The sequence below is a fragment of the Microbacterium sp. zg-B96 genome (assembly GCF_030246865.1).
Taxonomy (GTDB): Bacteria; Actinomycetota; Actinomycetes; order Actinomycetales; family Microbacteriaceae; genus Microbacterium.
Map to the genome: position 1 here is coordinate 1363965 of NZ_CP126738.1, position 26073 is coordinate 1390037.

General features: G+C 70.9%; 30 protein-coding genes. 15 read left to right on the top strand and 15 right to left on the bottom strand.

What is annotated here, in order from left to right; translation table 11 throughout:
- Window positions 1-7: 7 nt before the first annotated feature.
- The 4 genes from QNO11_RS06225 to QNO11_RS06240 are packed head-to-tail and all read right to left on the bottom strand — an operon-like array spanning window position 8 to window position 2092.
- The gene (locus tag QNO11_RS06225; protein WP_257509933.1) at window positions 8-895 is read right to left on the bottom strand and encodes an SURF1 family cytochrome oxidase biogenesis protein; all 888 of its coding nucleotides are present in this window, start codon (window positions 893-895) and stop codon (window positions 8-10) included.
- 11 nt (window positions 896-906) lie between these two features.
- Window positions 907-1110, bottom strand: a complete 204-nt coding sequence (locus QNO11_RS06230) for a hypothetical protein (protein ID WP_257509932.1) — start codon at window positions 1108-1110, stop codon at window positions 907-909.
- On the bottom strand, window positions 1107-1469 hold the full coding sequence (locus QNO11_RS06235; protein WP_257509931.1) for a DUF3099 domain-containing protein: 363 nt from the start codon (window positions 1467-1469) through the stop codon (window positions 1107-1109). Before QNO11_RS06235 ends, QNO11_RS06230 begins: the two co-directional genes overlap by 4 nt.
- A gap of 41 nt (window positions 1470-1510) precedes the next feature.
- Window positions 1511-2092, bottom strand: a complete 582-nt coding sequence (locus QNO11_RS06240) for a DUF4190 domain-containing protein (RefSeq protein WP_257509930.1) — start codon at window positions 2090-2092, stop codon at window positions 1511-1513.
- Window positions 2093-2204: 112 nt separating this feature from the next.
- On the opposite strand from QNO11_RS06240, the gene fabG reads away from it, so the two are divergent.
- A complete protein-coding gene (gene fabG / locus QNO11_RS06245) occupies window positions 2205-2915 on the top strand; it encodes a 3-oxoacyl-ACP reductase FabG (RefSeq protein WP_257509929.1) in 711 nt (236 codons plus the stop codon).
- A gap of 155 nt (window positions 2916-3070) precedes the next feature.
- Here the strand turns inward: fabG and serB are convergent, their stop codons facing one another.
- Both serB and glgC read right to left on the bottom strand, forming a co-directional pair.
- Complete coding sequence (gene serB / locus QNO11_RS06250) at window positions 3071-3703, bottom strand: phosphoserine phosphatase SerB (RefSeq protein ID WP_257509956.1); 633 nt, start codon at window positions 3701-3703, stop codon at window positions 3071-3073.
- 33 nt (window positions 3704-3736) lie between these two features.
- Window positions 3737-4981 carry a glucose-1-phosphate adenylyltransferase gene (gene glgC / locus QNO11_RS06255; protein WP_257509928.1) on the bottom strand — a complete coding sequence of 415 codons (1245 nt, stop codon included), beginning with the start codon at window positions 4979-4981 and terminating at the stop codon, window positions 3737-3739.
- Window positions 4982-5056: 75 nt separating this feature from the next.
- On the opposite strand from glgC, the gene glgA reads away from it, so the two are divergent.
- The 3 genes from glgA (at window position 5057) to QNO11_RS06270 (ending at window position 7403) form a co-directional block, all read left to right on the top strand.
- Window positions 5057-6250, top strand: a complete 1194-nt coding sequence (gene glgA / locus QNO11_RS06260) for a glycogen synthase (protein WP_257509927.1) — start codon at window positions 5057-5059, stop codon at window positions 6248-6250.
- A 9-nt stretch (window positions 6251-6259) separates the two neighbouring features.
- The gene (locus QNO11_RS06265; protein WP_257509926.1) at window positions 6260-7054 is read left to right on the top strand and encodes an ABC transporter ATP-binding protein; all 795 of its coding nucleotides are present in this window, start codon (window positions 6260-6262) and stop codon (window positions 7052-7054) included.
- A 97-nt stretch (window positions 7055-7151) separates the two neighbouring features.
- Window positions 7152-7403, top strand: coding sequence for a type B 50S ribosomal protein L31 (locus QNO11_RS06270; protein WP_257509925.1), 252 nt, complete (start codon window positions 7152-7154; stop codon window positions 7401-7403).
- Window positions 7404-7506: 103 nt separating this feature from the next.
- Here QNO11_RS06270 and QNO11_RS06275 read toward each other — a convergent pair whose 3' ends face one another.
- Window positions 7507-8250 carry a 3'-5' exonuclease gene (locus QNO11_RS06275; protein ID WP_257509924.1) on the bottom strand — a complete coding sequence of 248 codons (744 nt, stop codon included), beginning with the start codon at window positions 8248-8250 and terminating at the stop codon, window positions 7507-7509.
- A gap of 70 nt (window positions 8251-8320) precedes the next feature.
- Here QNO11_RS06275 and QNO11_RS06280 point away from each other — a divergent pair, with 70 nt between their 5' ends.
- Window positions 8321-9220: an alpha/beta fold hydrolase gene (locus tag QNO11_RS06280; protein WP_257509923.1), complete on the top strand. Its 900-nt coding sequence runs from the start codon at window positions 8321-8323 to the stop codon at window positions 9218-9220.
- Here the strand turns inward: QNO11_RS06280 and QNO11_RS06285 are convergent.
- A complete protein-coding gene (locus QNO11_RS06285; RefSeq protein ID WP_257509922.1) occupies window positions 9180-9740 on the bottom strand; it encodes a CGNR zinc finger domain-containing protein in 561 nt (186 codons plus the stop codon). The genes QNO11_RS06280 and QNO11_RS06285 overlap by 41 nt on opposite strands.
- A 73-nt stretch (window positions 9741-9813) precedes the next feature.
- Here QNO11_RS06285 and QNO11_RS06290 point away from each other — a divergent pair, with 73 nt between their 5' ends.
- The gene (locus QNO11_RS06290) at window positions 9814-10833 is read left to right on the top strand and encodes a DMT family transporter (protein ID WP_257509921.1); all 1020 of its coding nucleotides are present in this window, start codon (window positions 9814-9816) and stop codon (window positions 10831-10833) included.
- A 211-nt stretch (window positions 10834-11044) separates the two neighbouring features.
- Here the strand turns inward: QNO11_RS06290 and QNO11_RS06295 are convergent, their stop codons facing one another.
- On the bottom strand, window positions 11045-11518 hold the full coding sequence (locus QNO11_RS06295; RefSeq protein ID WP_257509920.1) for an Lrp/AsnC family transcriptional regulator: 474 nt from the start codon (window positions 11516-11518) through the stop codon (window positions 11045-11047).
- A gap of 168 nt (window positions 11519-11686) precedes the next feature.
- On the opposite strand from QNO11_RS06295, the gene QNO11_RS06300 reads away from it, so the two are divergent.
- The 3 genes from QNO11_RS06300 to QNO11_RS06310 are packed head-to-tail and all read left to right on the top strand — an operon-like array spanning window position 11687 to window position 15140.
- Window positions 11687-12823: a thiamine pyrophosphate-dependent enzyme gene (locus QNO11_RS06300; protein ID WP_257509919.1), complete on the top strand. Its 1137-nt coding sequence runs from the start codon at window positions 11687-11689 to the stop codon at window positions 12821-12823.
- Window positions 12820-13830, top strand: a complete 1011-nt coding sequence (locus tag QNO11_RS06305) for an alpha-ketoacid dehydrogenase subunit beta (protein ID WP_257509918.1) — start codon at window positions 12820-12822, stop codon at window positions 13828-13830. The genes QNO11_RS06300 and QNO11_RS06305 overlap by 4 nt, the downstream gene beginning before the upstream one ends.
- Window positions 13827-15140 carry a dihydrolipoamide acetyltransferase family protein gene (locus tag QNO11_RS06310; RefSeq protein ID WP_257509917.1) on the top strand — a complete coding sequence of 438 codons (1314 nt, stop codon included), beginning with the start codon at window positions 13827-13829 and terminating at the stop codon, window positions 15138-15140. Before QNO11_RS06305 ends, QNO11_RS06310 begins: the two co-directional genes overlap by 4 nt.
- A 31-nt stretch (window positions 15141-15171) precedes the next feature.
- Here the strand turns inward: QNO11_RS06310 and QNO11_RS06315 are convergent, their stop codons facing one another.
- Entirely contained in the window at window positions 15172-15768 is a 597-nt protein-coding gene (locus QNO11_RS06315) for an SACE_7040 family transcriptional regulator (protein WP_257509916.1), read from the bottom strand.
- A gap of 107 nt (window positions 15769-15875) precedes the next feature.
- Between QNO11_RS06315 and QNO11_RS06320 the strand changes: the two genes are divergently transcribed.
- From QNO11_RS06320 to QNO11_RS06340, 5 genes are read left to right on the top strand one after another with little or no spacing between them, the layout of a single operon-like run.
- A complete protein-coding gene (locus tag QNO11_RS06320) occupies window positions 15876-17447 on the top strand; it encodes a carboxyl transferase domain-containing protein (protein WP_257509915.1) in 1572 nt (523 codons plus the stop codon).
- Between the two features lies 1 nt (window position 17448).
- Window positions 17449-19362, top strand: coding sequence for an acetyl/propionyl/methylcrotonyl-CoA carboxylase subunit alpha (locus QNO11_RS06325; protein WP_257509914.1), 1914 nt, complete (start codon window positions 17449-17451; stop codon window positions 19360-19362).
- Window positions 19359-20528 carry an acyl-CoA dehydrogenase family protein gene (locus QNO11_RS06330; protein ID WP_257509913.1) on the top strand — a complete coding sequence of 390 codons (1170 nt, stop codon included), beginning with the start codon at window positions 19359-19361 and terminating at the stop codon, window positions 20526-20528. The genes QNO11_RS06325 and QNO11_RS06330 overlap by 4 nt, the downstream gene beginning before the upstream one ends.
- Window positions 20529-20533: 5 nt before the next feature.
- Window positions 20534-21037: a MaoC family dehydratase gene (locus QNO11_RS06335; RefSeq protein WP_257509912.1), complete on the top strand. Its 504-nt coding sequence runs from the start codon at window positions 20534-20536 to the stop codon at window positions 21035-21037.
- Between the two features lie 26 nt (window positions 21038-21063).
- On the top strand, window positions 21064-21852 hold the full coding sequence (locus tag QNO11_RS06340; RefSeq protein ID WP_285169942.1) for an HpcH/HpaI aldolase/citrate lyase family protein: 789 nt from the start codon (window positions 21064-21066) through the stop codon (window positions 21850-21852).
- Here QNO11_RS06340 and QNO11_RS06345 read toward each other — a convergent pair.
- Complete coding sequence (locus QNO11_RS06345) at window positions 21849-22469, bottom strand: histidine phosphatase family protein (RefSeq protein ID WP_257509910.1); 621 nt, start codon at window positions 22467-22469, stop codon at window positions 21849-21851. The genes QNO11_RS06340 and QNO11_RS06345 overlap by 4 nt on opposite strands.
- Window positions 22470-22504: 35 nt before the next feature.
- Window positions 22505-23344, bottom strand: a complete 840-nt coding sequence (locus tag QNO11_RS06350; RefSeq protein WP_257509955.1) for a Sir2 family NAD-dependent protein deacetylase — start codon at window positions 23342-23344, stop codon at window positions 22505-22507.
- 283 nt (window positions 23345-23627) lie between these two features.
- On the opposite strand from QNO11_RS06350, the gene QNO11_RS06355 reads away from it, so the two are divergent.
- Window positions 23628-24434, top strand: a complete 807-nt coding sequence (locus QNO11_RS06355) for a TrmH family RNA methyltransferase (RefSeq protein WP_257509909.1) — start codon at window positions 23628-23630, stop codon at window positions 24432-24434.
- Here the strand turns inward: QNO11_RS06355 and QNO11_RS06360 are convergent.
- From QNO11_RS06360 to QNO11_RS06370, 3 genes are all read right to left on the bottom strand, one after another.
- Window positions 24431-24874, bottom strand: coding sequence for a bleomycin resistance protein (locus QNO11_RS06360; protein ID WP_257509908.1), 444 nt, complete (start codon window positions 24872-24874; stop codon window positions 24431-24433). The two genes, QNO11_RS06355 and QNO11_RS06360, sit on opposite strands and share 4 nt — an antisense overlap.
- Window positions 24875-24898: 24 nt before the next feature.
- Window positions 24899-25084 (bottom strand): hypothetical protein, encoded by a 186-nt coding sequence (locus QNO11_RS06365; RefSeq protein ID WP_257509907.1) that lies wholly within the window; start codon window positions 25082-25084, stop codon window positions 24899-24901.
- A gap of 101 nt (window positions 25085-25185) precedes the next feature.
- Entirely contained in the window at window positions 25186-26058 is an 873-nt protein-coding gene (locus tag QNO11_RS06370) for an SGNH/GDSL hydrolase family protein (RefSeq protein WP_257509906.1), read from the bottom strand.
- Between the last annotated feature and the right edge of the window lie 15 nt (window positions 26059-26073).

Sequence of the window (26073 nt, forward strand, 5' to 3'; positions counted from 1 at the left end):
GGGCGGCTCAGCGGCCGGCGGTGTCCAGCAGGGCGTCTTCGGCCTCGGCGTCGCGGTCGCGGCGCTTCTTCTCCGGCCGCGGTCGGCGTGCGGGGCGCGGTGCCGGCGCATCCGGATCGCCCGCGTGCGCTGCTGCTGCCGCGGCGTCCGCGCGGTCGGCGGCGTCCTCGCGGCGGTGGCGCAGTTCGGAGCGGATCATGTACGCGATGAAGATGAAGCCCATGATCGCGAAGAGGATCCACTGGATCGCGTACGACAGGTGGGGACCTGGGTCCTCGGACGGTGAGGCGATGGCGTTCGGCACGGTCGCCGGGGCCGGATCCTCGCTGATGAGAAGACCGTAGGCATCCCGCACCAGATCATCGCCGCCGTCGATCTGGTCGGCGATCAGCGGCAGATGGATGGTGGGGACCTGACCTTCGGGGGCCGAGCGACCGGAGGTGGGGAGGGCCTCGCCCGCCTTCAGGCGCACTACGACGGTGGCGGGTCCCTCCGGAGCCGCCGGCACGACATCGGGCTCCGGCTGGTCGCTGCCCGGCCGCACCCAGCCGCGGTCCACCAACAGGACGCGACCGTCGTCGGTGTGGAAGGGCACCAGCACCTCGTACGCCGACGTGCCGCCGTGCGGGCGGTTGCGGACGAGAAGTTGTGAGGCCGTGTCGTACTCGCCGACGAGAGTGACCGGATGCCACTGGTCGCCGGGGTCGAATTCGCCCCCGGCGGGGAGGAGTTCGGCCAGCGGCACCGGAGTGGCGTCGTAGTTCTCGGCCACGAGTTCCAGTTGCGTGCTGCGCGCCTCGTTGCGGTCGAATTGCCATTGCGAGAGGTAGGCGCAGGCGATCGCGAAGACGATGGCCACGGCCACGTACCCCGCCCACCGTGCGGCGGTGGGCATCGGCCGACGGCTCACGGGGTACCCGCCTCGACGAGCGGCTCGACCGCGACCGGGAAGTCGCGCGCGGCCAGGTAGTCCCTCAGATAGTCGACATGCTCGTCGCAGGCCGACCAGAGCTTGCGGCGGTCGGCGGGGTGGATGCGGGGGTTGCGCCACACCACCAGCCACCGGGCCGCGGCCTGGCATCCGGCGCGCGAGCAGACGCTGTCGGTCACTTCTGAATCGCTCCGGGTTCCGATGGTGGCTGTTCGTCGAGCCTGATCACGTCAGGCCGCTCGGCGGGCGACGGCGGCGGGGCAGCGGCAGCAGTGATGGCCCGCTCCGGGTTCTCTGCGACGCGCGACCGGGTGTCCTTGCCGACGTTGGCCAGCACCACCGCGAAGTACGGCAGCACGATCGCGCCCAGCGCGAGCACGGCCGTGTGCCAGCCGTAGGGCGTGATGAGCACCATCAGCACGAAGCACGCGGCACGCACGCCCATCGTGATGTAGTAGGTGGTCATCCGCGAACTCGCATCATCCCGCGGAGCGGGCGGAAGCGAGGTGGCTGACTGCGCTCTGGTCGACTTCTTCACGGTGCATCCAGCCTACGCCGCGCGCGGCGGGCCGGAACCGGTCAGTACATCGTCGAGTTGGATACCCCGATCGCGGCCAGCACGAAGATCAGGATGATCAGGGCGACCAGCCCCAGGCCCACCCAGCCGACGATCACGCCGGCCAGCGCCATGCCGCGGCCCTTCTCGCCGGTCGTGGCGATCTGCTTGAGGGCGATGTGGCCCATGATCGCACCGGCGATGGAGCCGATGATGGGCAGGATGCCGACCGCGCCGACGATGCTCGCGATCATCGACACGATCGCCAGCACGTTCGTCTTCACGCCGCTGTAGCCGTAGCCAGCGCCGTACGGAGCCTGCCCGTACGCGTTGTAGGCGGGCGGCGGGTACGCGCCGGGCTGCGCTGCGGGCGCGCCGTATGCCGGCTGCTCGGTGTACGGCGGCTGCGCCGGGTACGGCGGCTGCGCTGCGGGGTAGGGCTGCTGGGCTGCGGGGTACGACGGCTGCCCGGTTGGCGGGGCGTACGTCTGCGGCGGGCTGTAGGCGGGCGGCGGGGTGTACGGCGGGGGGCTGTACGCAGGAGGAGTCGGCGGCGCCGGCTCGTTCGTGCCTTCGGCGGGGGGAGTGCTGTCCGGAGTGCTCAACGGCGTGCCTTTCCTAGAACCTGCCTTCAGCCTAGTGCCGTCGGGGGCCGCGAAACGGGCGCGGCGTTAGGCTGGGGCGGTTTCGTATCCGCGCACATCAGGGAGCTGGTTCATGACCACCGCACGCGTCGTCCTCGTCACCGGAGGCAACCGCGGCATCGGCCGCGCGATCGCCGCGCGCTTCGTCGCCGAGGGGTACCGGGTGGCCGTCACAGCACGCTCCGGCGAGGGCCCGGAGGGCACCCTGACGGTGCGGGCCGATGTGACGGATGCCGCGTCGTTGGATGCCGCCTACACCGAGGTGGAGCAGCAGCTCGGCCCGGTCGAGGTGGTCGTCGCCAACGCCGGCATCACGAAAGACACGCTGCTGATGCGCATGACCGAGGACGACTTCGACTCCGTCGTCGCCACCAACCTCGGCGGCACGTTCCGGGTGGTCAAGCGCGCGTCGAAGGGGATGCTCCGCGCTCGCTGGGGGCGCGTGATCCTCATCTCCAGCGTCGTGGGCCTGTACGGCTCGGCCGGGCAGACCAACTACGCCGCGTCCAAGAGCGCTCTGGTGGGGTTCGCCCGGTCCCTCACGCGCGAGCTGGCCGGTCGCGGCATCACCACCAACGTCGTGGCGCCCGGGTTCATCGAGACAGAGATGACCGCCGCCCTGCCCGAGCAGACGCAGACCGAGTACAAGCGCAACATCCCCGCCGGCCGCTTCGCGACGGCCGACGAGGTCGCCGGCGTCGTCGCCTGGCTCGCCTCCGACGACGCCGCCTACATCTCCGGTGCCGTGATCCCCGTCGATGGGGGCCTCGGCATGGGTCACTGACCCGCAGCCGGGATCAATTCGCCCTCACGCCGGGCGTGGCATCCGACATCCACCACCGGCCCAGCGTCTCCCCAAGACAGGAGGACTCCCGGACACAGGAGGTTTCGGCCGCAATTGTCCTGTGCCGGTGAGTTCTCCTGTGCCGGGGAGACGCGTCAAGGCAGGAGCGGGATCACTTCGCGCAGGTCCAGCCCGGCGATGACCAGGTCGGCGCGGGCCCGCACCGCGGGCTTGGCGTTGAAGGCCAGGCCCAGGCCGGCGGCCGCCATCATCTGCAGGTCGTTCGCGCCGTCGCCGATCGCGATGGTGCGCGACAGGGGCACCCCGTGATGGGTGGCCCACTCGCGCAGTGCGGCGGCCTTGGCGGCGGCATCCACGATCCCGCCATCGACGACGCCGGTCAGTGCGCCGTCCGCGGCGACGAGCCGGTTGGCGCGCCACACGTCGACGGCGAGGCCCGGGGCGACGGTGTCGAGGATCTCGTGGAACCCGCCGGAGACCACCGCGGCGACGCCGCCGCGGTCGTGGATCTCGTCGATCAGCGCCTGCGCTCCCAGCGTGGGCTCCACTCGGGCGAGTACCCGCGCGAAGAATGCCACCGGCACACCCTGCAGCTGTGCGACGCGTGAGCGCAGGCTCGCGGCGAAGTCGACCTCGCCGCGCATCGCCGCCTCGGTCGCCGCAGCGACCTCGGCGCCGCGCCCTGCTTCATCGGCGATGAGCTCGATGACCTCGTTGCGGATGAGCGTGGAGTCGGCGTCGAACACGACGAGGAACCGGGCAGGCATCACGCCTCCACGCTAGTGCCCGCCCGAGGCGGGTCAGCGATCGACGACGGTGTTCTTGCCGACGATCGTGATGCCGGAGTCGGTAACGGTGAACCCGCGCGACAGGTCTCGCGACCGGTCGACGCCTACCGTGGCGCCGTCCAGCAGCCGCACGTTCTTGTCGAGGATGGCCCGGTGCACCCGTGCCCCCGCGCCGATGGAGACGTGGTCGAACAGGATCGAGTCGGTGATGGTCGAGCCGCCACCGGTGAGAGCCCATGGCCCCACGACGCTGCGTTCCAGGTGCGTGCCGGACAGCACCGAGCCCAGCGACACGATGGAATCGATCGCGTTGCCCATGCGTCCCACCGAGTCGCGCACGAACTTCGCCGGCGGCGAGTTGACCGTCTGCGAGTGGATCGGCCAATCGGTGTTGTACAGGTTGAACACCGGCAGCGTGGAGATGAGATCCATGTGCGCGTCGAAGAACGAGTCGATCGTTCCCACGTCGCGCCAGTAGTCGCGGTCGCGATCGTTGGAGCCCGGCACCTCGTTGCGCTTGAAGTCGTAGACGCCGGCTTCGCCGCGGTCCACGAAGTAGGGGATGATGTCGCCGCCCATGTCGTGGTTGGACGTGGGCACCTCGCCATCGGCCTCGACCGCTGCGATCAGCGCGTCGGTGGTGAAGATGTAGTTGCCCATCGATGCGAGCACCTCGTGCGGCGCGTCGGGCAGGCCGGTGGGGTTCTGCGGCTTCTCGAGGAACCGGTTGATCTTCGTGGGGTCGTCATCGGTGACTTCGATCACGCCGAACTGGTTGGCCATCGAGATGGGCTGGCGGATGCCGGCGACGGTGGCAGGCAGCCCCGAGGCGATGTGCGCGTCGAGCATCTGCTGGAAGTCCATGCGGTACACGTGGTCGGCGCCGACCACCGCGACGATGTCGGGCTTCTCGTCATTGATGAGGTTGAGGCTCTGCAGGATGGCGTCGGCCGATCCGGAGAACCAGCGCTTGCCCAGGCGCTGCTGCGCGGGCACGGAAGCGACATAGGAGTCCAGCAGCGGCGACATGCGCCACGTCTGGGAGATGTGACGGTCGAGGCTGTGGGACTTGTACTGGGTGAGCACGACGATCTGGCGCAACCCCGAGTTGATGAGGTTGGAGATCGCGAAGTCGATCAGGCGGTACTGGCCTCCGAACGGCACCGCGGGCTTGGCTCTGTCCGCGGTGAGCGGCATGAGACGTTTGCCCTCGCCTCCGGCGAGGATGATTCCGAAGACCTTCGGGGTCGCAGGCATGACTCAACACTATGGCCCCGTCAACCGGCGAACCAGCAGGGAGCAAACACTTGCGCTTGTACTAGCGTTCGTGGCATGCGCGTCGACATCGTCACCAAGGAATACCCGCCGGAGATCTATGGCGGGGCAGGGGTCCACGTCACCGAACTGGTCAAATCGCTGCGTGCGCAGCTGGAGGTGCGGGTGCGGGCCTTCGGCGCCGACCGCGACGAGGAGGGCACCGTGTCGTACGGGGTGCCGGCCGAGCTGGCAGACGCCAACGGCGCCGTGCAGACCCTCGGCACGGACCTCGAGATCGTCGGCGACATCGCCGGTGCCGACGTCGTGCACAGTCACACTTGGTACGCCAACTTCGCCGGCCACCTGGCCTCGCTGCTGCACGGCATCCCGCACATCGTCACGGCGCACTCGCTGGAGCCGCTGCGGCCGTGGAAGGCCGAGCAGCTGGGCGGCGGCTACGCCATCTCCAGCTACATCGAGAAGACCGCCTACGAAGGCGCCGCCGCGATCGTCGCGGTGAGCGAGGGCATGCGGCAGGACATTCTGCGCAGCTACCCGGCGCTGGATCCCGACAAGGTGCGGGTGATCTACAACGGCATCGACGTCGATGCGTGGCATCCGGTCTCCGACCCCGGACTGCTCACCGAGTTGGGGGTGGATGCCGCACGGCCCAGTGTCGTGTTCGTCGGTCGCATCACCCGCCAGAAGGGCCTGCCGTATCTGCTCCGCGCCGCGGCTCTGCTGCCCCCCGAGGTGCAGCTGGTGCTGTGCGCCGGGGCGCCGGACACCCCGCAGATCATGGCGGAGGTGCAGGAGCTCGTGCGCGGACTGCAGGAGACCCGCTCCGGGGTCGTCTGGATCGACCGGCACCTGTCCCGGCATGAGCTGTGCACGCTGCTGTCGGCGGCGACCACTTTCGTCTGCCCGTCCGTGTACGAACCGCTCGGGATCGTCAACCTCGAGGCGATGGCGTGCGGTGCCGCCGTGGTCGGCACGGCTACCGGCGGCATCCCCGAGGTGATCGTCGACGGCGTGACCGGTCGACTGGTGCCCATCGAGCAGGTGCAGGACGGCACCGGCACCCCCATCGATCCGGACAAGTACGTCTCCGACCTCGCGGCGGTGCTCACCGAGGTGGTGTCCGATCCGGAACGCGCCGCAGCGTACGGTCGCGCCGGTCGCAGTCGGGCCACCGACGACTTCAGCTGGCAGGCGATCGCCGACAGCACGGCGGCGCTTTACGCGGAGGTGGCCGGCGCCGGCCGTTAGGCTGGGGTCATGGCTGAAGTTCTCGAGTTCTCCGACGTCGTCGTCCGCCGGAATGACCGGAACATCGTCGATCGCGTCGATTGGACCGTCACCGACGATCAGCGGTGGGTGATCCTCGGACCCAACGGGGCCGGCAAGACCACCGTCCTGCAGCTGGCCGCCTCGCTGCTGCACCCGACGTCCGGCGCGGTCACCATTCTGGGCGAGCGGCTGGGCCGCACCGACGTGTTCGAGCTGCGTCCCCGCATCGGCTTCGCCTCGTCCGCGATGGCACGCCGCGTGCCGCCGGAGGAGACGGTGCTCAACGTCGTGCTCACCGCGGCGTATTCGGTGCTGGGCCGCTGGCACGAGGCGTACGAGGACATCGACGAGCGTCGTGCGCTGCGCGTGCTGGCCGAATGGAAGCTCGAGAACCTGGCCGACCGCACGTTCGGCACGCTGTCCGACGGCGAGCAGAAGCGGGTGCAGATCGCCCGTGCCGTGATGACCGACCCGGAACTGCTGCTGTTGGACGAGCCGACCGCGAGCCTGGACCTGGGTGCACGCGAAGAGCTGCTCGGGCTGCTCAGCGGCTACGCGCAGGCACCGACCACCCCCGCCATGGTGATGGTGACCCATCACGTGGAAGAGATCCCGGTGGGCTTCACGCACGTGCTGCTGCTGCGCGACGGCGCCGTGGTCGCCGCGGGCCCCCTCGAGACCACCCTCACGCCGGAGAATCTGCAGGAGACGTTCGGCATGCCGATCGCGCTGCACGTCGTCGGCGGCCGCTACGCCGCACGGGCAGAGTTCGCCGGTTCCTGAGCAGCCCGAACGGCTGATAGAATCGACCCTTGGTGCACTCGCACCTCAGACTTTGACCGTTCTGGCAAAATCCAGAGCATCACCTCAAGGACATCTCATGAAGACTGACATCCACCCCGACTACCGTCCGATCGTGTTCCGCGATCTCGGCTCGGGAGACCTGTTCCTCACCCGTTCGACCGTCACCAGCGACAAGACCGTCGAGTTCGAGGGCACCGAGTACCCCGTGATCGACGTCGAGATCTCGTCGGCCTCGCACCCGTTCTACACGGGCAAGCAGCGCATCATGGACTCGGCCGGTCGCGTCGAGAAGTTCAACCAGCGCTTCAAGAACTTCGGCACCAAGTAAGTCGCCGCGAGAAAGGCCCCGCTTCGGCGGGGCCTTTCTCGTTGCGCGTTGCGCGCGCGTTTCGTCTCGCTGCGCTCGCTCAACGACCGGCGGGGACCGCGCGTCAGCGCACCGGCCAGCTGCCGTCGAGCTTGTCGTCCGCATCGAGCCGGCCGATCTTGACGAAATACTCCGTCAGGCTCGCGGCTTGGGCGCGAGCCCAGGCGATCTGCAGGGTGTGCAGCTCCTGCGCGGTGGGCGGCAGCTGCGCGCCGAAGCGCTCCGCGAGCGCCTGTGCCACCCGGCCGGCGGCGACGGCGTCGGCGCAGGCGTCGTGGGCGCCCTCCAGCGGCACCGCGTAGTGCGCCGCGACGGCCTCGAGCGTGCGCTTGCCGCGCCGGAAGCGGTCGTGTGCCTTGTCGACGACGAGCGGATCGATGACCGGCCCGGGGGTCTTCAGCGGGCGGATGCCGTGGCGCACCGCCTCGTGCTTGAGCAGCGAGAAGTCGTAGCACGCGTTGTAGGCGACCACCGGGATGCCGGCGGCGAACAGGCCGCGCAGCGCCGCGACCACATCGGCGACCACCTCGGGCGCGGCGCGCCCCTCGGCACGCGCGTGCGCGGTGGTGATGCCGTGCACCGCGGTGGCGCCCTCGGGGATCTCCACGCCGGGGTCCGCGATCCAGTCCCGGGCATGCACGACGGCACCGGAGCCGTCGATCACGCCGACGTGGGCCGTGACGATGCGGTCGGTCTCCACGTCGACACCGGTGGTCTCCAGATCGAACACACCCACCAGCCGCGTCCACGCGGGAATGCGCTCGGGCTCGGGGAAATCGAGGAGCGGCTCGGGTTGCCACATCGTCATGCCCCAACGCTAGAGGCGGCCGGCGACATCGGCGGCGAGGCGCACCGCCAGGGGCTCGTAGACTCTATGGATGGCCGCCGCGCACCCGTACGCACAGTCGCTCGCGCGCATCCCGGTGCGCCGCCACGAGGTGCCGGTGCAGGGCGGCGTGACCGCCTACTGGGAATACGGTCCGGCCGATGCGGAGCAGACGATCGTCGCGGTGCACGGCTTCCGCGGCGAGCACCACGGCCTTGAGCCGGTGGTCGCCCACCTTGACGGCATCCGCATCCTCATGCCCGATCTGCCGGGGTTCGGCGAGACCGCGCCGCTGCCGCACCGCCGCCACGATCTGGCCGCTTACGCGCAGTGGCTCACCGACTTCGTCGCGGCGACCGCGCCCGGCGCGGTGATCCTCGGCCACTCGTTCGGATCGATCGTCGTCGCCGCGGCCGTCGCCGGCGGACTGGCGACCCCGCGCGTCATCCTGGTCAACCCGATCGGCGCGCCGGCGCTGGAAGGCCCGCGCGGCATCCTCACTCGCCTGGCGGTGTTCTACTACTTCGCCGGCGCGAAACTTCCGAAGTCGCTGGGTAGCGCGCTGCTGCGCAGCCGCCTGATCGTGCGGGTCATGAGCATGTCGATGGCCAAGACCCGCGACAAGGCGCTGCGCCGTTTCGTGCACGACCAGCACGACACCTACTTCTCCCGCTTCGCCGACCGCGATGTGCTGCACGACGCGTTCCTCGCGTCGGTGTCCAACGACATCCGCGCGCACGCGCCCGCCATCGCCCAGCCGACGCTGCTGGTGGCCGCCGTGCAGGACGACATCACCTCGATCGAGGCCGAGCGGCACCTGGTGACGCTGTTCCCGGACGCGCAGCTGGTCGAGATCGACGGCGTCGGGCACCTCATCCACTACGAGACGCCGCAGCCGGCGGCCGAGGCCATCAGGCGCTTTCTGCAGCCTTCCGACGACGGTACGCGTTGACGTTCATGCGATTGCCGCAGTTGCCGGTGTCGCAGTAGCGCTTCGAGCCGTTCTTGGAGTAGTCGATGTACACCGAGAGGCAGTCGTCGGCTGAGCATTCCCGCACCCGTTCATAGGCGTCGGAGCGGATTATGTCGACGAACGCCATCGCCGTCTCCACCAGGATGCGCGTGGCGAACGGCGCCTCGTCCCCGGCGGCGTGGATGTGCCAGTCGTAGCCTTCGTGGATCACCAGCTGCGGCAGGGCGTGACCATCGCGCAGCATGGCGTTGACGAGGGGGACCGCCCCTGCCCGATCGGTCAGCCACAGCGCGCGCAGCCGGGGGCGGATGCCGCGCACGGCATCCACTTCGCGCTGGTCGTGGGTGAACGACCCGGTGTAGGGGTGCACGGCGAGGAACCGCTGCAGATCCTCCCGGGTTTCGAGTCGGTCCGTGCCGTCGACGTCGGTTTCGGGCATGGTGTTGACCAGGTCGACCGCCGCCGCGAGGGCCAGCGTGGTGTCACGAGCGAAAAGCATGTTGACCCCTGACGTGGGTAGGGCGTACCGTCACCAGTGAACCACACGACACTCCTGACAGGCCAGGCGCGCAATGACCACATCCACTGTTGCATCCTCGCTCGCCGTCGCGGGGACGCCACGCGTCGCGACGTCGGGGCTGATCATGGCCGTGACCTCGGCTTTCGCCTTCTCCTCGAGCGGACCGCTGGTGAAGCCGCTGCTGGAGGCGGGGTGGTCCCTGGGGGCCGCGCTGCTGGTGCGCATGGGGCTGGCCGGGCTCATCCTGTCCCCGGCGCTGGTGCGGGCGATCCGTCGGGAGCGCGGATTCCTCCGCCGCCACGGCGGCATCGTCGTCGCCTTCGGGCTGACCGCGGTCGCCGGCTGTCAGCTGTTCTACTTCGGCGCCATGCAGCGGATGCCGGTGGCCGTGGCCCTGCTCATCCAGTACATCGCGCCCGTGCTGCTGGTCGGCTGGGTATGGCTGCGCACGCGGCGGGCACCGTCCGCTCTGGTCATCGGCGGGTCGGTCGTCGCGATGGCGGGACTCGTGCTCGTGGTGGACCTCACCGGCGCGCGTTTCGACCTGCTCGGCACGCTGCTGGCGCTGTGCGCCGCGGTGTGTGCGGCGGCGTACTTCGCGATCGCCGAGCGCAGTGGCGACCGGCTCCCGCCGCTGGCCCTCGCCGCCGGCGGGCTGCTGACCGGCACCGCCCTCGTCGGCGTGCTGCTGCTGACGGGCATCCTGCCCTTCGCCGCGCCCGCCGTGACGGTCGTGGTGGCAGGGATGGCGTTGCCGTGGTGGGTCCCGCTCGGCTGGGTGGCCGCGCTCGGCACGACCGTCGGCTACGCCCTGGGGGTCATGGCCGTGCCGCGGACCGGCGCGCGCGTGGCGTCGTTCGTCGGTCTGTCCGAGGTGCTGTTCACGCTGATGCTCGCCTGGCTGCTCCTGGGCGAGGCGCCCGCGCCGGTGCAGTTCGTCGGGGGCGCGCTGGTGCTCACCGGTGTGGTGCTGGTGCGGATGGATGCCGCGGCGCCCGCGTCACCGGCATCCGCTGCCGTCTCGTCGCCCGCGTCGCCCAAGAGCGTCGCCGCGGGCTCGCCCGTCCTCTAACCCGCGCCCCGGGCACGAGGAGGGCCTCGCCTGTCACATACCGGGATTCGTGACAGGGGAGCGGGCGGGATGCCGCGGCGTCGCGGCGGCCGCGGCGGCCGCGCGGCGCGGCATCCGTGTGCCACAGTTTCGGAGAACTGCGGTTCTTCGGAGGGATTCGGGCTGTGGGCTCCGAAGTTGTGTAGATCCCCGAAGACGTGGCGCGGGCGCGTCAGCCCTGCTGGCCCGCCAGCGCCATGAGCGGGCGCACCCGGAAGCCGATGACCTCGTCCATGACGAGGGATGTCTCGGTGCGCTCAACCCCGTCGATGCCGAGGATGCGGGCGTCGATGTCGAACAGGTGCTGGGTGTCGCGTGCCGCGACCCGGACGACCAGATCCACCTGACCGCTCACGCCGTGCGCCTGGATCACTTCGGGGATGTCGGCGAGGTGCTGGGTGATCTGCGGGAGATCCGGCTGCCGTACGACGACCTCGAGCAGCGCCTCGATCGGGTAACCCAGGGCGTGCGGGGCGATCGCCCGCTCGTACGAGAGGAACACCCCGGCGCGGTCGAGCTTGGACATCCGTGCCTGTACTGTGTTGCGCGACAGGCTGAGGCGGTCCGCCAGGGCCACGACAGTGGCGCGCGGATCGTCGGCGAGGGCGTCCAAAAGGGCGAGGTCGACATGGTCGAGAGCAGTCATACTGCTCAACGGTAGCACGGGTGTGTGCGCATAAAATGCGCAACATGCTCAAGATTGACCGGGATGCTTGAGCTAGGTGCTCGTGCGACGTACGCTCACCGCAGTCGGCGACGAGGCCGGCGCACACGCGACGGCGTCCTCACGAGGGACGCCGGGACGGAGGCGACGATGGCGTATCCCCCGAGCACAGCGGCCCAGCCCGCAACCGATGTCGGAAGTGTAGCCCGGCTGATCACGCCCGACGGCGAGCGCGTCTCGGATCCGGCACTCGATCGCTGGGCGACAGACGTCGACGACGCGCTGCTGTCGGACCTCTACCGCGACATGGTGCGCACCCGACGCCTCGACACCGAGGGCGTGGCGCTGCAGCGGCAGGGGCAACTCGGGCTGTGGGCACCGAGCCTGGGTCAGGAGGCCGCACAGGTCGGCACGGCGCGCGCCCTGCGCGGGAGTGACTTCGTATTCCCGAGCTACCGGGAGCTGGGCGTGCAGCTGGTGCGGGGGGCGACCCCCACCCAGCTGATCCAGGTCTGGCGCGGCGAAGAGCAGTCGATGGGCGACCCGTTCGCCCGCGGCACGGCAGGTCCTCAGATCATCATCGGCGCGCAGACCCTGCATGCCGTCGGCTACGCGATGGGCATCCAGCGCTCCGCCCGGCCCGACGGCGCGCGAGCGGACGATGTCGCGGTGGCGTACTTCGGGGACGGGGCGTCCAGCCAGGGCGATGTCAACGAGGCGATGGTGTTCGCGGCATCCTTCGGCGCGCCCGTCGTCTTCGTGTGCTGCAACAACCAGTGGGCCATCTCCGAGCCGGTCGCGGTGCAATCGCGGTTCCCGCTGGCCAGGCGCGCACCCGCGTTCGGCATCCCGAGCCTGCGTATCGACGGCAACGACGTGCTGGCCGGCTTCGCGGCGATGCGGTGGGCACTGGAGCGCGCCCGCAGCGGCGCCGGTCCCGCCTACATCGAGGCGGTGACCTACCGCATGGGTCCCCACACCACCGCTGACGACCCCACCCGCTATCGCGACCCTGCCGAGCTGGAACTGTGGCGCGGGCGCGATCCGCTCACCCGCGTCGAGACGCTGCTGCGCGCACGAGGCGCGCTGGACGATGCCGCCGCCGCCGATATCGCCGCGGAGGCCGACCACCTGGCCGCGCAGATGCGCGCTGCCTGCCTGTCGTACCGCACCCGGGAGCCGCTGACGATCTTCGACGAGGTGTACGCCGAGCCGCACACCGGGCTGGAGCGTCAGCGCCGCGCCTATGCCGCCTATCTCGCCGGATTCGAGGAGGACCAGCGATGACCGAACTCACGATGGCCAAGGCCCTCAACGCCGCGCTGGATCGCGTGCTGACCGACGACCCGGCCGTGCTGCTGCTGGGCGAGGACATCGGTGCGCTCGGCGGCGTCTTCCGGGTGACCGACGGCTTGCTGGCCGGCCACGGCGCCGCGAGGGTGATCGATACGCCGCTGGCCGAATCCGGCATCATGGGCGCCGCGGTCGGCATGGCGTTCCGCGGGTTCCGCCCGGTGGTCGAGCTGCAGTTCGACGGGTTCGTGTACCCCGCCTTCGACCAGATCGTGTGCCAGGTCGCCAAGATGCACTATCGCACGCGTGGGGCGGTGCGGATGCCGCTGACGGTGCGCGTGCCCTGGGCCGGCGGTGTCGGGGCCGCCGAGCACCACTCCGAGTCACCGGAGGCGTACTTCGTGCACACCTCGGGGCTGCGTGTGGTCGCCGTGTCGAACCCGGCGGACGCCTATCTGATGCTGCGGCAGGCGATCGCCTCCGACGACCCGGTCGTTTTTTTCGAACCGAAGCGGCTTTATCACGCCAAGGGCGAGGTCGACCTCGACGCGGACCTGGCCGACGCCCCGCCGATGGGCCTGGCGCGGATCGTCCGGGAGGGGACGGATGCCACGATCGTCACCTACGGCGCACAGGTCACCACTGCACTGCAGGCGGCCACGGCCGCGGAGGACGACGGGCTGTCGCTGGAGGTGATCGACCTGCGATCGCTGTCGCCGGTGGACTACGACACCGTCGCGGCATCCGTGCGCAAGACCGGACGCGTCGTGATCACCCACGAGGCGCCGGGGGAGGCCGGCGTCGGCGCGGAGGTGTCCGCCGGCATCACCGAGCGCTGCTTCCACCACCTCGAGGCGCCGCCGGTGCGGGTCACCGGGCACGACATCCCCTACCCGCCGGCGAAGCTCGAGCGACACCACCTGCCGGACCTCGACCGCATCCTCGACGCCGTGGACCGGGTGCTACAGCGGCCCAACAGCCTCACCGGGGTGGAGCTGTGATCGCCGAGTTCCGGCTGCCGGATCTGGGTGAAGGCCTGCCGGAGGCGGAGCTGGTGACCTGGCTCGTGGCGGAGGGTGACGAGGTGACGCTGAACCAGACCCTCGCGGAGGTGGAGACCGCCAAGGCCATTGTGGAGCTGCCCTCGCCGCACGCGGGGCGCATCGCGGCGCTGCACGCGGCACCCGGCGAGGTGATCGCCGTGGGCAGCGTGATCGTCTCGGTCGAGGTCACGACCCAGACCGACGCGCTCGCCGAAGCGACCCCGGCGCCCCAACCGGAGACCGCCGAACCCGCGCCCGCCGCGCATCTGGTCGGCTACGGCGCCGCACCGCCATCCTCCGGCCGCCCGCAACGCCGCAGGCGCACCATCCGCACAGCAGTCGCCGCCGACGCCGATGTACTGCAGGCGGCGCCGCACGATGCCGTCCGCACCCTGGAATCTGAGCACCCGCACGGCGAGCGCCCCCGCTCCACTCCGCCGGTGCGCCGGCTGGCCAGGGAACTCGGCGTCGATCTGGCACAGGTGACCCCCACCGGAGCCGAGGGCCTGGCAACCCGCGCCGACGTCGAGGCGTTCGCGCGGCACGCAGATACACCGCCCCCGGCGACCGAGGGCGAGGTCACCCGCATCCCCGTCCGCGGCATCCGTCGTCACACCGCCGAGGCAATGGTGCGCAGCGCCTTCACGGCGCCCCACGCCACCGTCTTTCTCACCGTCGACGTGACCGAGACGATGCGGCTGCTCGCCTCGCTGCGCGAGGACCGGCAGCTGACCGGCCACCGCATCGGCATTCTCGCCGTCGTCGCCAAGGCGGTGTGCCTCGCACTGCCGCGGCATCCGATGCTCAACGCCCGCTGGGAGGGCGAGGAGATCGTGCTGTTCCACCGGGTGCACCTGGGCATCGCCGCGGCGACCGACCGGGGGCTCCTGGTGCCGAACGTGAAGGATGCCGGCACCCTCACGCTGGTCGAACTCGCCGACGCGATCACGCAGCTGACCGAGACCGCGCGTGCCGGCCGTACGGCGCCGGCTGCACTGGCGGGCGGGACGTTCTCGATCACCAACATGGGCGTGTTCGGAGTGGATGCCGGCACCCCGATCCTCAATCCGGGTGAGGCGGGGATCCTGGCGCTGGGCACCGTGCGACGCACCCCGTGGGAGCACGACGGGCAGATCGCGCTGCGTGACGTGCTGACCCTCAGCCTGTCCTTCGACCACCGGCTCGTCGACGGCGAGCAGGGTGCGCGGTTCCTGGCGGAGGTGGGCGCGCTGCTGCGGGAGCCGGGCCGGGCGATGCTGGTCGCGTGACCTGCTGCGAGCCGGGGGAGTGCGGCCGTCCTCAGGCGGTGAGGCTGGCGCGCGCCATCTCGCGCAGGATGCCTCGCACATCTGCGTCCGCGGAACCGTCACGGGCGGCCTGCAGGCTGTGGGGCGTGGAGTTGATGAGTCCGAAGCAGGCATGCGCGCGCACCCGCTGGTCGGCGGCCGACGGCGACGGCCGGCGGCGCGAGAGCACCTCGACCCACAGCTCGACGTATTCGCGCTGCAGGCGACGCACGGTGTGGAGGTCGGCCTCGCCGAGGCTGGCCAGCTCCCGGTCCTGCACGCGGATGACGTCCGCCGACGACAGCGCGAAGTCCACATGGAACGCGATGAGCGCATCCAGCGCCTCGTCGGGGGTTCCGCCTGCGGCGACCACCTCGCGGCCGCCCTCGAGCAGGGTGCGGCTCACTCCCACCAGGATCTCGCCCAGCAGAGCCTGCTTGTTGGGGAAATGCCGGTACACGGCCGGGCCGGAAAAGCCGACGGCCGTGCCCAGATCCTCCAGACTCACCCCGGCGAACCCGCGGTCGGCGAACAGCCGAGCGGCCTCGCGCACGAGCGCCGCCTGGCGGTCCGCCTTCGCGCGGTCGCGGTGGGTCGGTCCCGTTGCCATCTCAGTTAATCCTCGCTAACCTGAAGTCTCGGTTAGGGACAACTAACCACGTGCCTCGCCCGCCTCACAAGCGGGTGTGACGCGATCGTGACGTCGACGGAGACAGCATGAGCGCACCGGTCGCCGAACCCACTCAGCGGGAACTCGCGGAAAGCCTGCGCACGCGCCTCGCCGCCGTGGCCGCCGGCGGGGGAGACGCGGCACGGGAACGGCATCGTGCCCGCGGCAAACTGCTGCCCCGGGAGCGGATCACGCGCCTGCTCGACGAGGGCAGCGCGTTCCTGGAACTGGCTCCGCTGGCGGCAGAAGGACTCTACGACGCTCAGGCGCCCGCCGCCGGCGTCGTCGCAGGGATCGGCCTGGTGCAGGGCCGTCAGGTGATGGTGATCTGCAACGATGCCACCGTCAAGGGCGGCACGTATTACCCCCTCACCGTCAAGAAGCACCTGCGCGCGCAGGAGGTCGCGTTGGAGAACCGGCTGCCCTGCATCTACCTCGTCGACTCCGGCGGGGCCTACCTGCCGATGCAGGACGAGGTGTTCCCCGACCGCGACCACTTCGGCCGCATCTTCTACAACCAGGCGCGGCTGTCCGCCGCCGGCATCCCGCAGCTGTCGGCGGTGCTCGGATCGTGCACCGCCGGTGGTGCGTATGTGCCGGCGATGAGCGACGAGACCGTCATCGTGCGCGGACAGGGCACGATCTTCCTGGGCGGGCCGCCGCTGGTGAAGGCGGCCATCGGCGAGGTCGTCACGGCGGAGGAGCTGGGCGGGGGAGAACTGCACGCCCGCCGGTCCGGCGTCGCCGATCATCTCGCCGAGGATGACGAGCACGCCCTGGAGATCATCCGCGACATCGTACAGACACTGCCGCCGCCGGCGGACCCCGCGTGGCGGGTGCACGAGCCGGCCGAGCCCCAGGCGCCGGCCGCCGACCTCTACGACATCGTCCCGGTCGACGTGGCCCAGCCCTACGACGCCCGCCAGGTCATCGACCGCATCGTGGACGGCGACAGCGGGCACGAGTTCAAGCGGGAGTACGGCACCCCCCTGATCACGACGTTCGCCCGCATCCACGGTCACCCGGTCGGCATCCTCGCCAACAACGGGGTGCTGTTCGGCGAATCGGCGCTCAAGGGCGCGCACTTCATCGAGCTGTGCGACCAACGAGGCATTCCGCTGGTGTTCCTGCAGAACATCTCCGGGTTCATGGTGGGCCGCGACGCCGAGGCTGCCGGCATCGCCAAGGACGGGGCGAAGATGGTCACCGCGGTCGCCACGACCCGGGTGCCCAAGCTCACCGTCGTGATCGGCGGCTCCTTCGGCGCCGGCAACTACGCCATGTGCGGCCGCGCCTACTCGCCACGGTTCCTGTGGAGCTGGCCGGGCAGCCGCATCTCGGTGATGGGCGGCGCGCAGGCGGCATCCGTGCTCGCCACCGTGAAAGCCGACCAACTCACGGCCCGGGACGAAAGCTGGAGCGCCGAGGACCGCGCCGCCTTCGAAGCACCCGTGCGGGCGCAGTTCGCCCTGCAGAGCGACCCGTATTACGCCACCGCCCGGCTGTGGGACGACGGCATCATCGACCCCGTCGACACCCGCGACGTGCTGGGGCTGGCCCTGGACGTCGTCTCGCGGGTGCCGCTCCCCGACCCCGGCTTCGGCCTGTTCCGGATGTGACATGGACGCGCCCCTGTTCCAGACGGTGCTCGTGGCCAACCGCGGCGAGATCGCGCGGCGGATCATCCGGACGCTGCGCCGTCTCGGCATCCGCTCGGTCGCCGTCTACAGCGACGCCGACGCCGGTGCACCCCATGTGCGTGAGGCCGATGTCGCCGTGCGCATCGGGCCCGCCGCCGCGGCGGCGTCGTACCTGAACGCGGTCGCCGTCGTGACCGCGGCCCGCGACACCGGGGCGCAGGCCGTGCACCCCGGGTACGGGTTCCTCTCCGAGAACGCCGACTTCGCCCGGGCGTGCACCGACGCCGGCCTGGTGTTCATCGGCCCCGGGGAGCACGCGCTGCGGGTGATGGGCGACAAGATCCGCGCCAAGGAGCACGTCGCCGGACACGGGGTGCCCGTCGTCCCCGGGCTCAGCGCCGCGGGGATGACGGATGCCGCCATCATCGCGGCCGCGACGGCGCAAGGGTTTCCGCTGCTGGTGAAGCCGTCGGCCGGCGGCGGCGGCAAGGGGATGCAGGTCGTCGCGGATGCCGCCGCGCTCCCCGACGCGCTCGCCGCGGCCCGCCGCGTGGCCACCGCCGCGTTCGGAGACGACACGCTGCTGCTGGAGCGGCTCATCGAGCGTCCCCGTCACATCGAGGTGCAGGTGCTCGCCGACGCGCACGGCGCGGTCGTGCACCTCGGCGAGCGCGAGTGCTCACTGCAGCGCCGGCACCAGAAGGTGATCGAGGAGGCCCCGTCACCCGCCGTCGACGAAGCCACCCGGCAGCGCCTCGGTGAGGCGGCGTGCCGGGCCGCGGCGAGCGTCGGCTACCGCGGGGCGGGCACGGTGGAGTTCCTCATGGCGGCAGACCGGCCGGAGGAGTTCTTCTTCATCGAGATGAACACGCGGCTGCAGGTGGAGCACCCGGTGACCGAGCTCATCACCGGGGTGGACCTCGTCGCCGAACAGCTGCGGGTGGCGGCGGGCCTGCCGCTGGCGTTCCGGCAGGACGAGGTGCGCCTGACAGGACACGCGATCGAGGCGCGCGTGTACGCCGAGAACCCGGCACGCGGGTTCCTGCCCGCCACCGGCGAGGTGGTCGCCTGGCGGGCGGCCGAGGGCGTGCGGGTCGATGGGGCGGTGGAGACCGGATCGGTCGTCACCGCCGATTACGACCCGATGATCGCGAAGGTCATCGCCCACGCCGCCGACCGGGCCCAGGCCCTGGAGCGCTTGGATGCCGCGCTCGCCGAGACGGTCGTGCTCGGCGTGGACACCAACATCGCGTTCCTGCGGTCGCTGCTGGCCCGGCCCGCCGTGCGCGCCGGGGACCTCGACACCCACGTCATCGACGCGATGCCGGCGGTGGTCGCTCCCGCCCCGTCCGTCCGCGCGCTGGCCGCGGCGGCCGCGTTCCTGGAGACACCCGCGCCGCCGGATGCATCGCCCTGGCACCGCGGCGACGGCTGGCGCCTCGGGGGCAGGCACGAGCCGCGACAGCACGTGTTCCAGACCGAGGCGGGGCAGCTCGTCGCGGCATCCGCTGCTCCCATCGACGGCGCCACGGTCGCCCGCGACGCCGACGGCGATGTGTGGGTGCACTCCGGCGGCGAGACCCAGCGGCTGCGACCGGTGCCCCGCCGTGAGGCATCGCGACGGCGCCGTGCGCGGCGCTCGCACACCGAAGCACCCGCCGAACCGCATGTGCGGGCGGCGCTGCCGGGAACGGTGGTCGCGGTGCACACCGAGGACGGCGCGCGGGTGGCATCCGGCGCCCGCCTCGTGACGATCGAAGCCATGAAGATGGAGCACACCGTGACCGCGCCACACGACGGCGTGGCACGGATCCTCGTCGCCATCGGCGCGCAGGTGCGCCGCGACGAGGTGCTCGCCGAGATGCACGACATCCCCGAGGAGGACACGCCATGACCGGACCCATCGACCTGCGCTCGTATCCGCTGGAAGACGACGAGATCGAGCTCGCCCGCATGGTGCGCGCGTTCGCCGACGAGGTCGTCGCGCCCCAGGCGTACGAGGCCGACCGCACGCACACGCTGCCGATGGACGTCGTGGCGCAGATGGGGGAGCTGGGTCTGTTCGGGCTGCCGTTCCCCGAGGAGGTCGGCGGGCAGGGCGGCACCTACCTCGCCCTGGGCCTCGCTATCGAGGCGCTCGCCCGCGCCGACCAGTCGATCGCGATCACCCTCGAAGCGGCGGTGAGTCTGGGCGCCATGCCGGTGTTCCGGTTCGGCACCGACGCGCAGCGCGCCGAGCTGCTGCCCGACCTGCTGGCCGGACGCGCGCTGGCCGGCTTCGGGCTGACCGAGCCGGAGGCGGGGTCGGATGCCGGCGCCACCCGCACCACGGCACGTCAAGAGGACGGGGAGTGGGTGATCGACGGGAGCAAACAGTTCATCACCAACTCCGGCACCCCCATCACCCGGTTCGTCACCGTCACCGCCGTGACCGGCCGCGACGGCGAGCGGCCGGAGATCTCCACGATCATCGTGCCGAGCGGCACGCCGGGGTTCACTGTCGGGCCCGCCTACGACAAGGTCGGCTGGCGCGCGTCGGACACCCACCCGCTGACCTTCGACGGCTGCCGGGTGCCGGAGGCGAACCTGCTGGGCGAGCGCGGCCGGGGCCTGGCGAACTTCCTGCACATCCTCGACGAGGGCCGCATCGCGATCGCCGCTCTGGCCACGGGAGCGGCGGAAGGATGCCTGGAGGCGGCGCTGGCCTATGCCGGGTCGCGGGTCGTGTTCGGATCCGCGCTCGCCACCCGTCAAGGCATCCAATTCACCCTCGCCCGCATGCAGGCCCGCGTGCACACTGCGCGGCTGGCATGGCTGCAGGCCGCGCATCTGCGCGACGCGGGCCGGCCGTTCAAGACCGAGGCGGCCGTCGCCAAGCTCGTCTCCGGCGATGCGGCGATGGACAACGCGCGCGACGCGACGCAGATCTTCGGCGGCAACGGGTTCATGAACGAATACCCCGTCGCGCGCCACTACCGCGACAGCAAGATCCTGGAGATCGGCGAGGGGACCACCGAGGTGCAGCTGCTCGTCATCGCCCGCGCGCTCGGGGTAGCGTGAACGACATGGCCCACACCCCGGAGGCGGCGCGCGAGATCGTGCAGCGGGGGCTGTGGTTCGAGGAGTTCGAGGTCGGGTCGCGCTACCTGCACCGCCCCGGCCGCACCATCACGCAGGCCGACAACGCCCTGTTCTCGGCGCTGACGATGAACGCGCAGGCGCTGCACGTGGATGAGGCCTACGCCCGCACGCAGCCGTTCGGCCGTCCGCTGGTCAACTCGATGTGGACGCTGGCCACCATGATCGGCTCATCCGTCGGACAGCTGACGCAGGGCACGCTCGTCGCCCAGCTGGGACTGACCGACATCACCTTTCCCGCGCCGCTGTTCCCCGGCGACACGCTCTACACCGACACCGAGATCATCCACACCCGCCTGTCCGCCTCGCGCCCCGGTGAGGGCATCGTGACGATGCGCCACACCGGGCGCAACCAGGACGGCGAGGTGGTGGCCATCGCGACCCGCACGGCACTGATGTGGTGCCGCACCCACGAGGAGGACCCCGCGTGAGCGCATTCGACGCCGGCCCGGCGCTGATGTTCTGCCCCGCCGACCGGCCCGAGCGGTTCTCGTCGGCGCTGGCGCGCGCCGACGGGGTGATCATCGACCTGGAAGACGCCGTCGCGGCATCCGCGAAGACCGCCGCCCGCGGCGCGCTGATCGACGCCGACCTCGACCCGGAGCGGGTGATCGTGCGCGTCAACCCGGTGGAAACGCCCGACTTCGAGGCGGACCTGGCCACCCTGTCGCAGACCGACATCCGCACGATCATGATCGCGAAGGCGGAGTCCGCCGAGCGCATCGCCCGCATCGACGGCCGGTACCGCGTCATCGCGCTGTGCGAGACCGCGCGCGGGGTGGACGCGGTCGAGCCCATCGCGGCCCTGGAGAACGTCACGGCGCTGATGTGGGGCGCCGAGGACCTCGTCGCCTCGCTCGGCGGCACGTCCAGCCGCAAGCCCACCGGGCGCTACCGCGACGTCGCCCGCTATGCCCGCTCGCGCGTACTGGTGGCGGCGGGGGCCCAGCGCAAGGCAGCCATCGACGCGGTGCATCTGGACATCGCCGATGTGAGGGGGCTCGCCCGTGAGGCCGCGGATGCCGCCGCGAGCGGATTCGCAGCAACCGCCTGCATCCACCCCACCCAGGTGGCGGTGATCCGCGCCGCCTACCGGCCCGCCGAGAAGCAGCTGTCGTGGGCGCGCGACGTGCTGGTGGCCGCGCAGCGCGAGGGTGGGGTCTTCACATACCGGGGGCGCATGGTGGACGAGCCGGTGCTGCGGCACGCCCGCACTCTGCTGCGCCGCGCGGAAGACGGACGCTAAACGGCGCGAGCGTCGGCCGGGACCCCGGCATCCGACAGCAGCCGCAGCCGGTCGCGCTCCAGCAGCAGGTCGTAGCTCGACCCGTTCGGCAGCCGGAATCCCACCGGGGGGAGCTGTCCGCCGGTGGCGTGGCGGATGATCTCGCGGATCAGCGCGCCGTGCGCGACGGCGATGACGGATGCCGAACCAGGCGCAGTGGTGCGGCGCACGTCACGGGCGATCTGCTGCAGGCCCGCCAGGGCGCGGTCACGCAGGTCCGGCAGCGGTTCGGCGCCGGGGATCTCGGCGGCGTGCCAGTCTCCCCACCGCTCCAGGAACTCCGCGGCATCCACCCCTTCAGCCTCGCCATACGCGCGCTCGCGCAACTGGGCATACAGCTTCGGCGCCGGAAGGCCTAACGCGTCGGCGATGATCTCGGCGGTTTCGCGGGCGCGGGACAGGTCGCTGGAGACCACGAAGACCGGGGCGGCCGGGTCCAGGCGTGCCCGCAGGCGTTCGGCCGCTTCGCGTGCCTGCGCGCGACCGGTGTCGTTGAGCGGGATGTCGGTGGCTCCCTGGATGCGCCTGGCGCGGTTCCAGTCGGTCTCGCCGTGGCGCACAAGGGTCAGCAGGGTCACGTTTCGAGCCTAACCGCGGGTTCCAGGGAGAAGCCTCACTGTGCGGCGAGCGCCTCGGCGAGTGCGGTGAGGACCGGGCTCGTGCCGCCGTCGATCTTGACGGTGGCATGCTGGTCGGCCCGGGTGACGCCCCGGTTGACGATGACGACCGGGAGCTTGCGGCGCCGTGCGCGCTCGACCAGGCGGACGCCGGAGTTGACCACGAGCGACGAGCCCGCCACCAGCAGGGCTTCGCTGGTGCGGACGAGCTGCTCGGCCTCCTGGAAGCGCTCGATCGGCACGAACTCGCCGAAGAACACCACGTCCGGCTTGAGCATGCCGCCGCACACGCTGCAGTCGGGAACGACGAACCCGTCCGCCGTCTCGGGCAGCACGTCCCCGTCGGGACCGAGCAGTACGTCGTCGGGGACATCGAGCCAGGGGTTGGCGGCTTCGACACGCACGGCGAGGTCGCGGCGGTCGAACACCTGCCCGCAGTGCGTGCAGAAGACCCGCCGCATGGTGCCGTGCAGTTCCACGACGCGGCGGCTGCCGGCGCGAACGTGCAGGCCGTCGACATTCTGCGTGACGACGCCCGTCGCGATGCCGGCGTTCTCGAGGGCGGCGAGCGCGGTGTGCCCGGCGTTGGGGGAGGCGCTCGCGAAGGCCCGCCAGCCCAGGTGGCTGCCGATCCAGTAGCGGCGCCGGGCCGCCTCGCTGGAGAGGAACTGCTGCGCGGTCATCGGGGTGCGCGCCGGTGCGCCCTCGCCGCGGTAGTCGGGGATGCCGGAGTCGGTGGACACCCCGGCGCCGGTGAGCACCGCGATGCGCCTGCCGGCGAGCGCGGCGACGGCAGTGCCGACCAGCTCAGCGGTCGGCGCGTCGAGTTGCAGCACCGTGGTCACCCGCCGAGTCTAGGCTCCCGAGTTTGCCGGGAGGTTACGGCTGGCTCCGGGTTCGGCTTCGGGTGTGCCGGGATGAGGGGATCTGCCGGGACGCGGATGCCTGGGCGTGTGGGGCCCTCGCTCCGGCGGATCTCCTCGTTTCGGGCATCAGGGCTCGCAGGGTTTGCCGGAGTGCGGTGATCGGCCGGAATGCGGATGCCTGGGGGCCAGGGCCCCGCGTTTCGGCGGATCTCCGCATCCCGGCGACTGGGGCACCGCGTGGGAGAGTGGAGCAATGCCTATCGAGCGCATCGACGACCCGACCGATCCGCGGCTCGCCGACTACCGGGACCTCACCGACGTCGCGCTCCGCCGCGTGCTGGAGCCGGAAGGCGGCCTGTACATCGCGGAGTCGGCGAAGGTGATCGCGAGAGCCGTCGCGGCGGGGCACCGGCCGCGGTCGGTGCTGGTGCAGGAGAAGTGGCTCGAGGATGTCCGCGAGGTCGCCGGCGACGCACCGGTGTACGTCGTACCGCCCGAAGTGGCCGAGCAGCTCACCGGCTACGCCGTGCACCGTGGTGCGCTCGCCGCCATGCACCGCCCCGCCGAACCCGCAGTGGCCGACGTCGTCGCCGGCGCCCGGCTGGTCGTCGTTCTCGAGGACATCGTCGATCACACCAATGTCGGCGCGGCGTTCCGCAGCGCTGCGGCGCTGGGAGCGGATGCCGTGCTGGTGTCGCCGCGCTGCGCCGATCCGTTGTACCGCCGCAGTGTGCGGGTGAGCATGGGCACGGTGTTCCAGGTGCCGTGGACGCGGCTGCCGGAGTGGCCCGAAGCGCGCGGCATCCTGCATGAGGCGGGCTTCCACCTCGCCGCCCTCGCGCTCGCCGACGGCGCCGTGCCGCTGGACGAGTTCGCCGCAGCCCGGCCCGAGCGGGTGGCGCTGATGCTCGGCGCCGAGGGCGACGGACTGTCGCGCCGCGCCCTGGAAGCGGCGGACACCGTCGTCACGATCCCGATGTTCGGCGGCGTCGACTCGCTCAACGTCGCGGCCGCGAGCGCGGTGGCGTTGTGGTCGCTGACGCATGACGGCCCCAGCTAGGGCGTCTGCCTGCGCGGTCGGTGTCCGAGTGACTCCTGGAAGCGGATGAGGTACCCGTCGGGATCGGTCACGAGGAACTGACGCACCCCGGCCTCGTCGTGGTCCCCGATGGGGTACCACTTCGTCTCCGGTTCCATGAACAGGGGGGAGGAGTGCTCGCCCAGCGCCGCCAAGATCGGGTGGAGGCTGGGGACGCTGATCTGGAAGTTGATGCCTCGTCCAAGCGGATTCTCCAGCGGTGCGGTGATCCAATTCCGGCCGATGCCGCGTTGCTCGAGCATGATGTGCGCGGAGCCGAGGTTGATGTAGGCGAAGCCCTCTTCGGGGCGTTGATAGGCGATCTCAAACCCGCAGAGTCCGCACCAGAACTCGATGCTCCTGCTCGTGTCACTGACGAGCAACTCGGGGACGAGTGCCGGATCCGGTGCAGGCGAACTCATCCACTCATCGTCGCAGAGTGCTACCTAGGGCGTGGCACGCAGCTTTGACTTGATTGCCGCATAACCCGATGACCAGCCCGCCATGACGGCGGCGAACCCGCTGCCCGCGGCGACAAGTTGGGCCGAGTTCGAGTCGACCAAGCCGCCGATGAACAGTGCAACGAGCAGGGCCGCGACGAGAATGGCCGCGACGCTCATCCATCGGAGCACCGACCGAAGCCTCGACTCGTCAGATCGACCACTCATAGCCACGGGCAATTCCCTTCACTGCTCGAGGGACGAACGACTCCTGCTCGGAGAGTACCGCGTCCCTACGCCGGCTCGCGCGGCGTGTCCGCGGCATCCGGCCCCGGCGCCAGCGTCGTCATGGGCAGGGCATCGGGACGCTTGGCGGTGATCGCGTCGCCGGAGGACTGATGCCGCACGCGGCGAAGCACCCACGGCATGAGGTGCGACCGTGCCCACACGAAATCGTTCACCCGAGCCGCACGCCAGGTGGGGCGCGGGAGCGGTTCCGGCTGCATCGGCTGCAGGTCGTTGGGCACGTTGAGCGCCCGCATCACCATACGGGCGACCTCGTGGTGGCCGAGGGTGTTGTAGTGCAACCGATCGTCGTCGAAGAAGCGCATGTCCTGCACTTCCTTCAGCGCCCACTGGTCGGCCACGATGCAGTCGTAGCGCTCGGCGATGGCGCGGATGTTCTCGTTGTAGATCGCCACGCGACCGCGGATGCCGCGGAAGACCGGCGTGAAGTTCGTGTCGATCCCGGTGAACACCAGCACGGTCGCGCCGGTGGAGGTCAGCCGCATGACGGCATCCTCGAACTGGGCGGCGACGGCATCGGGGTCCGAGCCCGGGCGGATCACGTCGTTGCCGCCGGCGGAGAACGTGATGAGGTCGGGGTTGAGGGCCAGCGCCGGCTCGATCTGCGCAGCGATGACCTGTCCGATGAGCTTGCCGCGCACCGCCAGGTTGGCGTAGGCGAAGTCGTCCACCTGCGAGCCCAGCACTTCGGCGACGCGGTCGGCCCAGCCGCGGTGCCCGCCGGGGGAAGAGGGATCGGGGTCGCCGATTCCCTCCGTGAACGAATCGCCGATCGCGACCATGCGCCGCCAGGGGTGCGCGATGTCGCTCGGGGCGAACGGGGGGAGCTGATCTTCAGGGGTTGGATCGTTGGGCCGCATGGTTCCTCCTCGGCT

Excerpts from the sequence above, each read along its gene's own strand:
- QNO11_RS06270 (WP_257509925.1), top strand. The coding sequence starts at position 7,152 with ATGAAGACTGACATCCACCCCGACTACCGTCCGATCGTGTTCCGCGAT.
- QNO11_RS06360 (WP_257509908.1), bottom strand. The coding sequence starts at position 24,874 with ATGAGTTCGCCTGCACCGGATCCGGCACTCGTCCCCGAGTTGCTCGTC.
- glgA (WP_257509927.1), top strand. The coding sequence starts at position 5,057 with ATGCGCGTCGACATCGTCACCAAGGAATACCCGCCGGAGATCTATGGC.
- QNO11_RS06325 (WP_257509914.1), top strand. The coding sequence starts at position 17,449 with ATGGACGCGCCCCTGTTCCAGACGGTGCTCGTGGCCAACCGCGGCGAG.
- QNO11_RS06335 (WP_257509912.1), top strand. The coding sequence starts at position 20,534 with ATGGCCCACACCCCGGAGGCGGCGCGCGAGATCGTGCAGCGGGGGCTG.
- QNO11_RS06225 (WP_257509933.1), bottom strand. The coding sequence starts at position 895 with ATGCCCACCGCCGCACGGTGGGCGGGGTACGTGGCCGTGGCCATCGTC.
- fabG (WP_257509929.1), top strand. The coding sequence starts at position 2,205 with ATGACCACCGCACGCGTCGTCCTCGTCACCGGAGGCAACCGCGGCATC.
- QNO11_RS06305 (WP_257509918.1), top strand. The coding sequence starts at position 12,820 with ATGACCGAACTCACGATGGCCAAGGCCCTCAACGCCGCGCTGGATCGC.
- serB (WP_257509956.1), bottom strand. The coding sequence starts at position 3,703 with ATGCCTGCCCGGTTCCTCGTCGTGTTCGACGCCGACTCCACGCTCATC.
- QNO11_RS06285 (WP_257509922.1), bottom strand. The coding sequence starts at position 9,740 with ATGCTTTTCGCTCGTGACACCACGCTGGCCCTCGCGGCGGCGGTCGAC.
- QNO11_RS06275 (WP_257509924.1), bottom strand. The coding sequence starts at position 8,250 with ATGACGATGTGGCAACCCGAGCCGCTCCTCGATTTCCCCGAGCCCGAG.
- QNO11_RS06300 (WP_257509919.1), top strand. The coding sequence starts at position 11,687 with ATGGCGTATCCCCCGAGCACAGCGGCCCAGCCCGCAACCGATGTCGGA.
- QNO11_RS06290 (WP_257509921.1), top strand. The coding sequence starts at position 9,814 with ATGACCACATCCACTGTTGCATCCTCGCTCGCCGTCGCGGGGACGCCA.
- QNO11_RS06330 (WP_257509913.1), top strand. The coding sequence starts at position 19,359 with ATGACCGGACCCATCGACCTGCGCTCGTATCCGCTGGAAGACGACGAG.
- glgC (WP_257509928.1), bottom strand. The coding sequence starts at position 4,981 with ATGCCTGCGACCCCGAAGGTCTTCGGAATCATCCTCGCCGGAGGCGAG.
- QNO11_RS06280 (WP_257509923.1), top strand. The coding sequence starts at position 8,321 with ATGGCCGCCGCGCACCCGTACGCACAGTCGCTCGCGCGCATCCCGGTG.
- QNO11_RS06295 (WP_257509920.1), bottom strand. The coding sequence starts at position 11,518 with ATGACTGCTCTCGACCATGTCGACCTCGCCCTTTTGGACGCCCTCGCC.
- QNO11_RS06265 (WP_257509926.1), top strand. The coding sequence starts at position 6,260 with ATGGCTGAAGTTCTCGAGTTCTCCGACGTCGTCGTCCGCCGGAATGAC.
- QNO11_RS06370 (WP_257509906.1), bottom strand. The coding sequence starts at position 26,058 with ATGCGGCCCAACGATCCAACCCCTGAAGATCAGCTCCCCCCGTTCGCC.
- QNO11_RS06320 (WP_257509915.1), top strand. The coding sequence starts at position 15,876 with ATGAGCGCACCGGTCGCCGAACCCACTCAGCGGGAACTCGCGGAAAGC.
- QNO11_RS06340 (WP_285169942.1), top strand. The coding sequence starts at position 21,064 with ATGTTCTGCCCCGCCGACCGGCCCGAGCGGTTCTCGTCGGCGCTGGCG.
- QNO11_RS06315 (WP_257509916.1), bottom strand. The coding sequence starts at position 15,768 with ATGGCAACGGGACCGACCCACCGCGACCGCGCGAAGGCGGACCGCCAG.
- QNO11_RS06355 (WP_257509909.1), top strand. The coding sequence starts at position 23,628 with ATGCCTATCGAGCGCATCGACGACCCGACCGATCCGCGGCTCGCCGAC.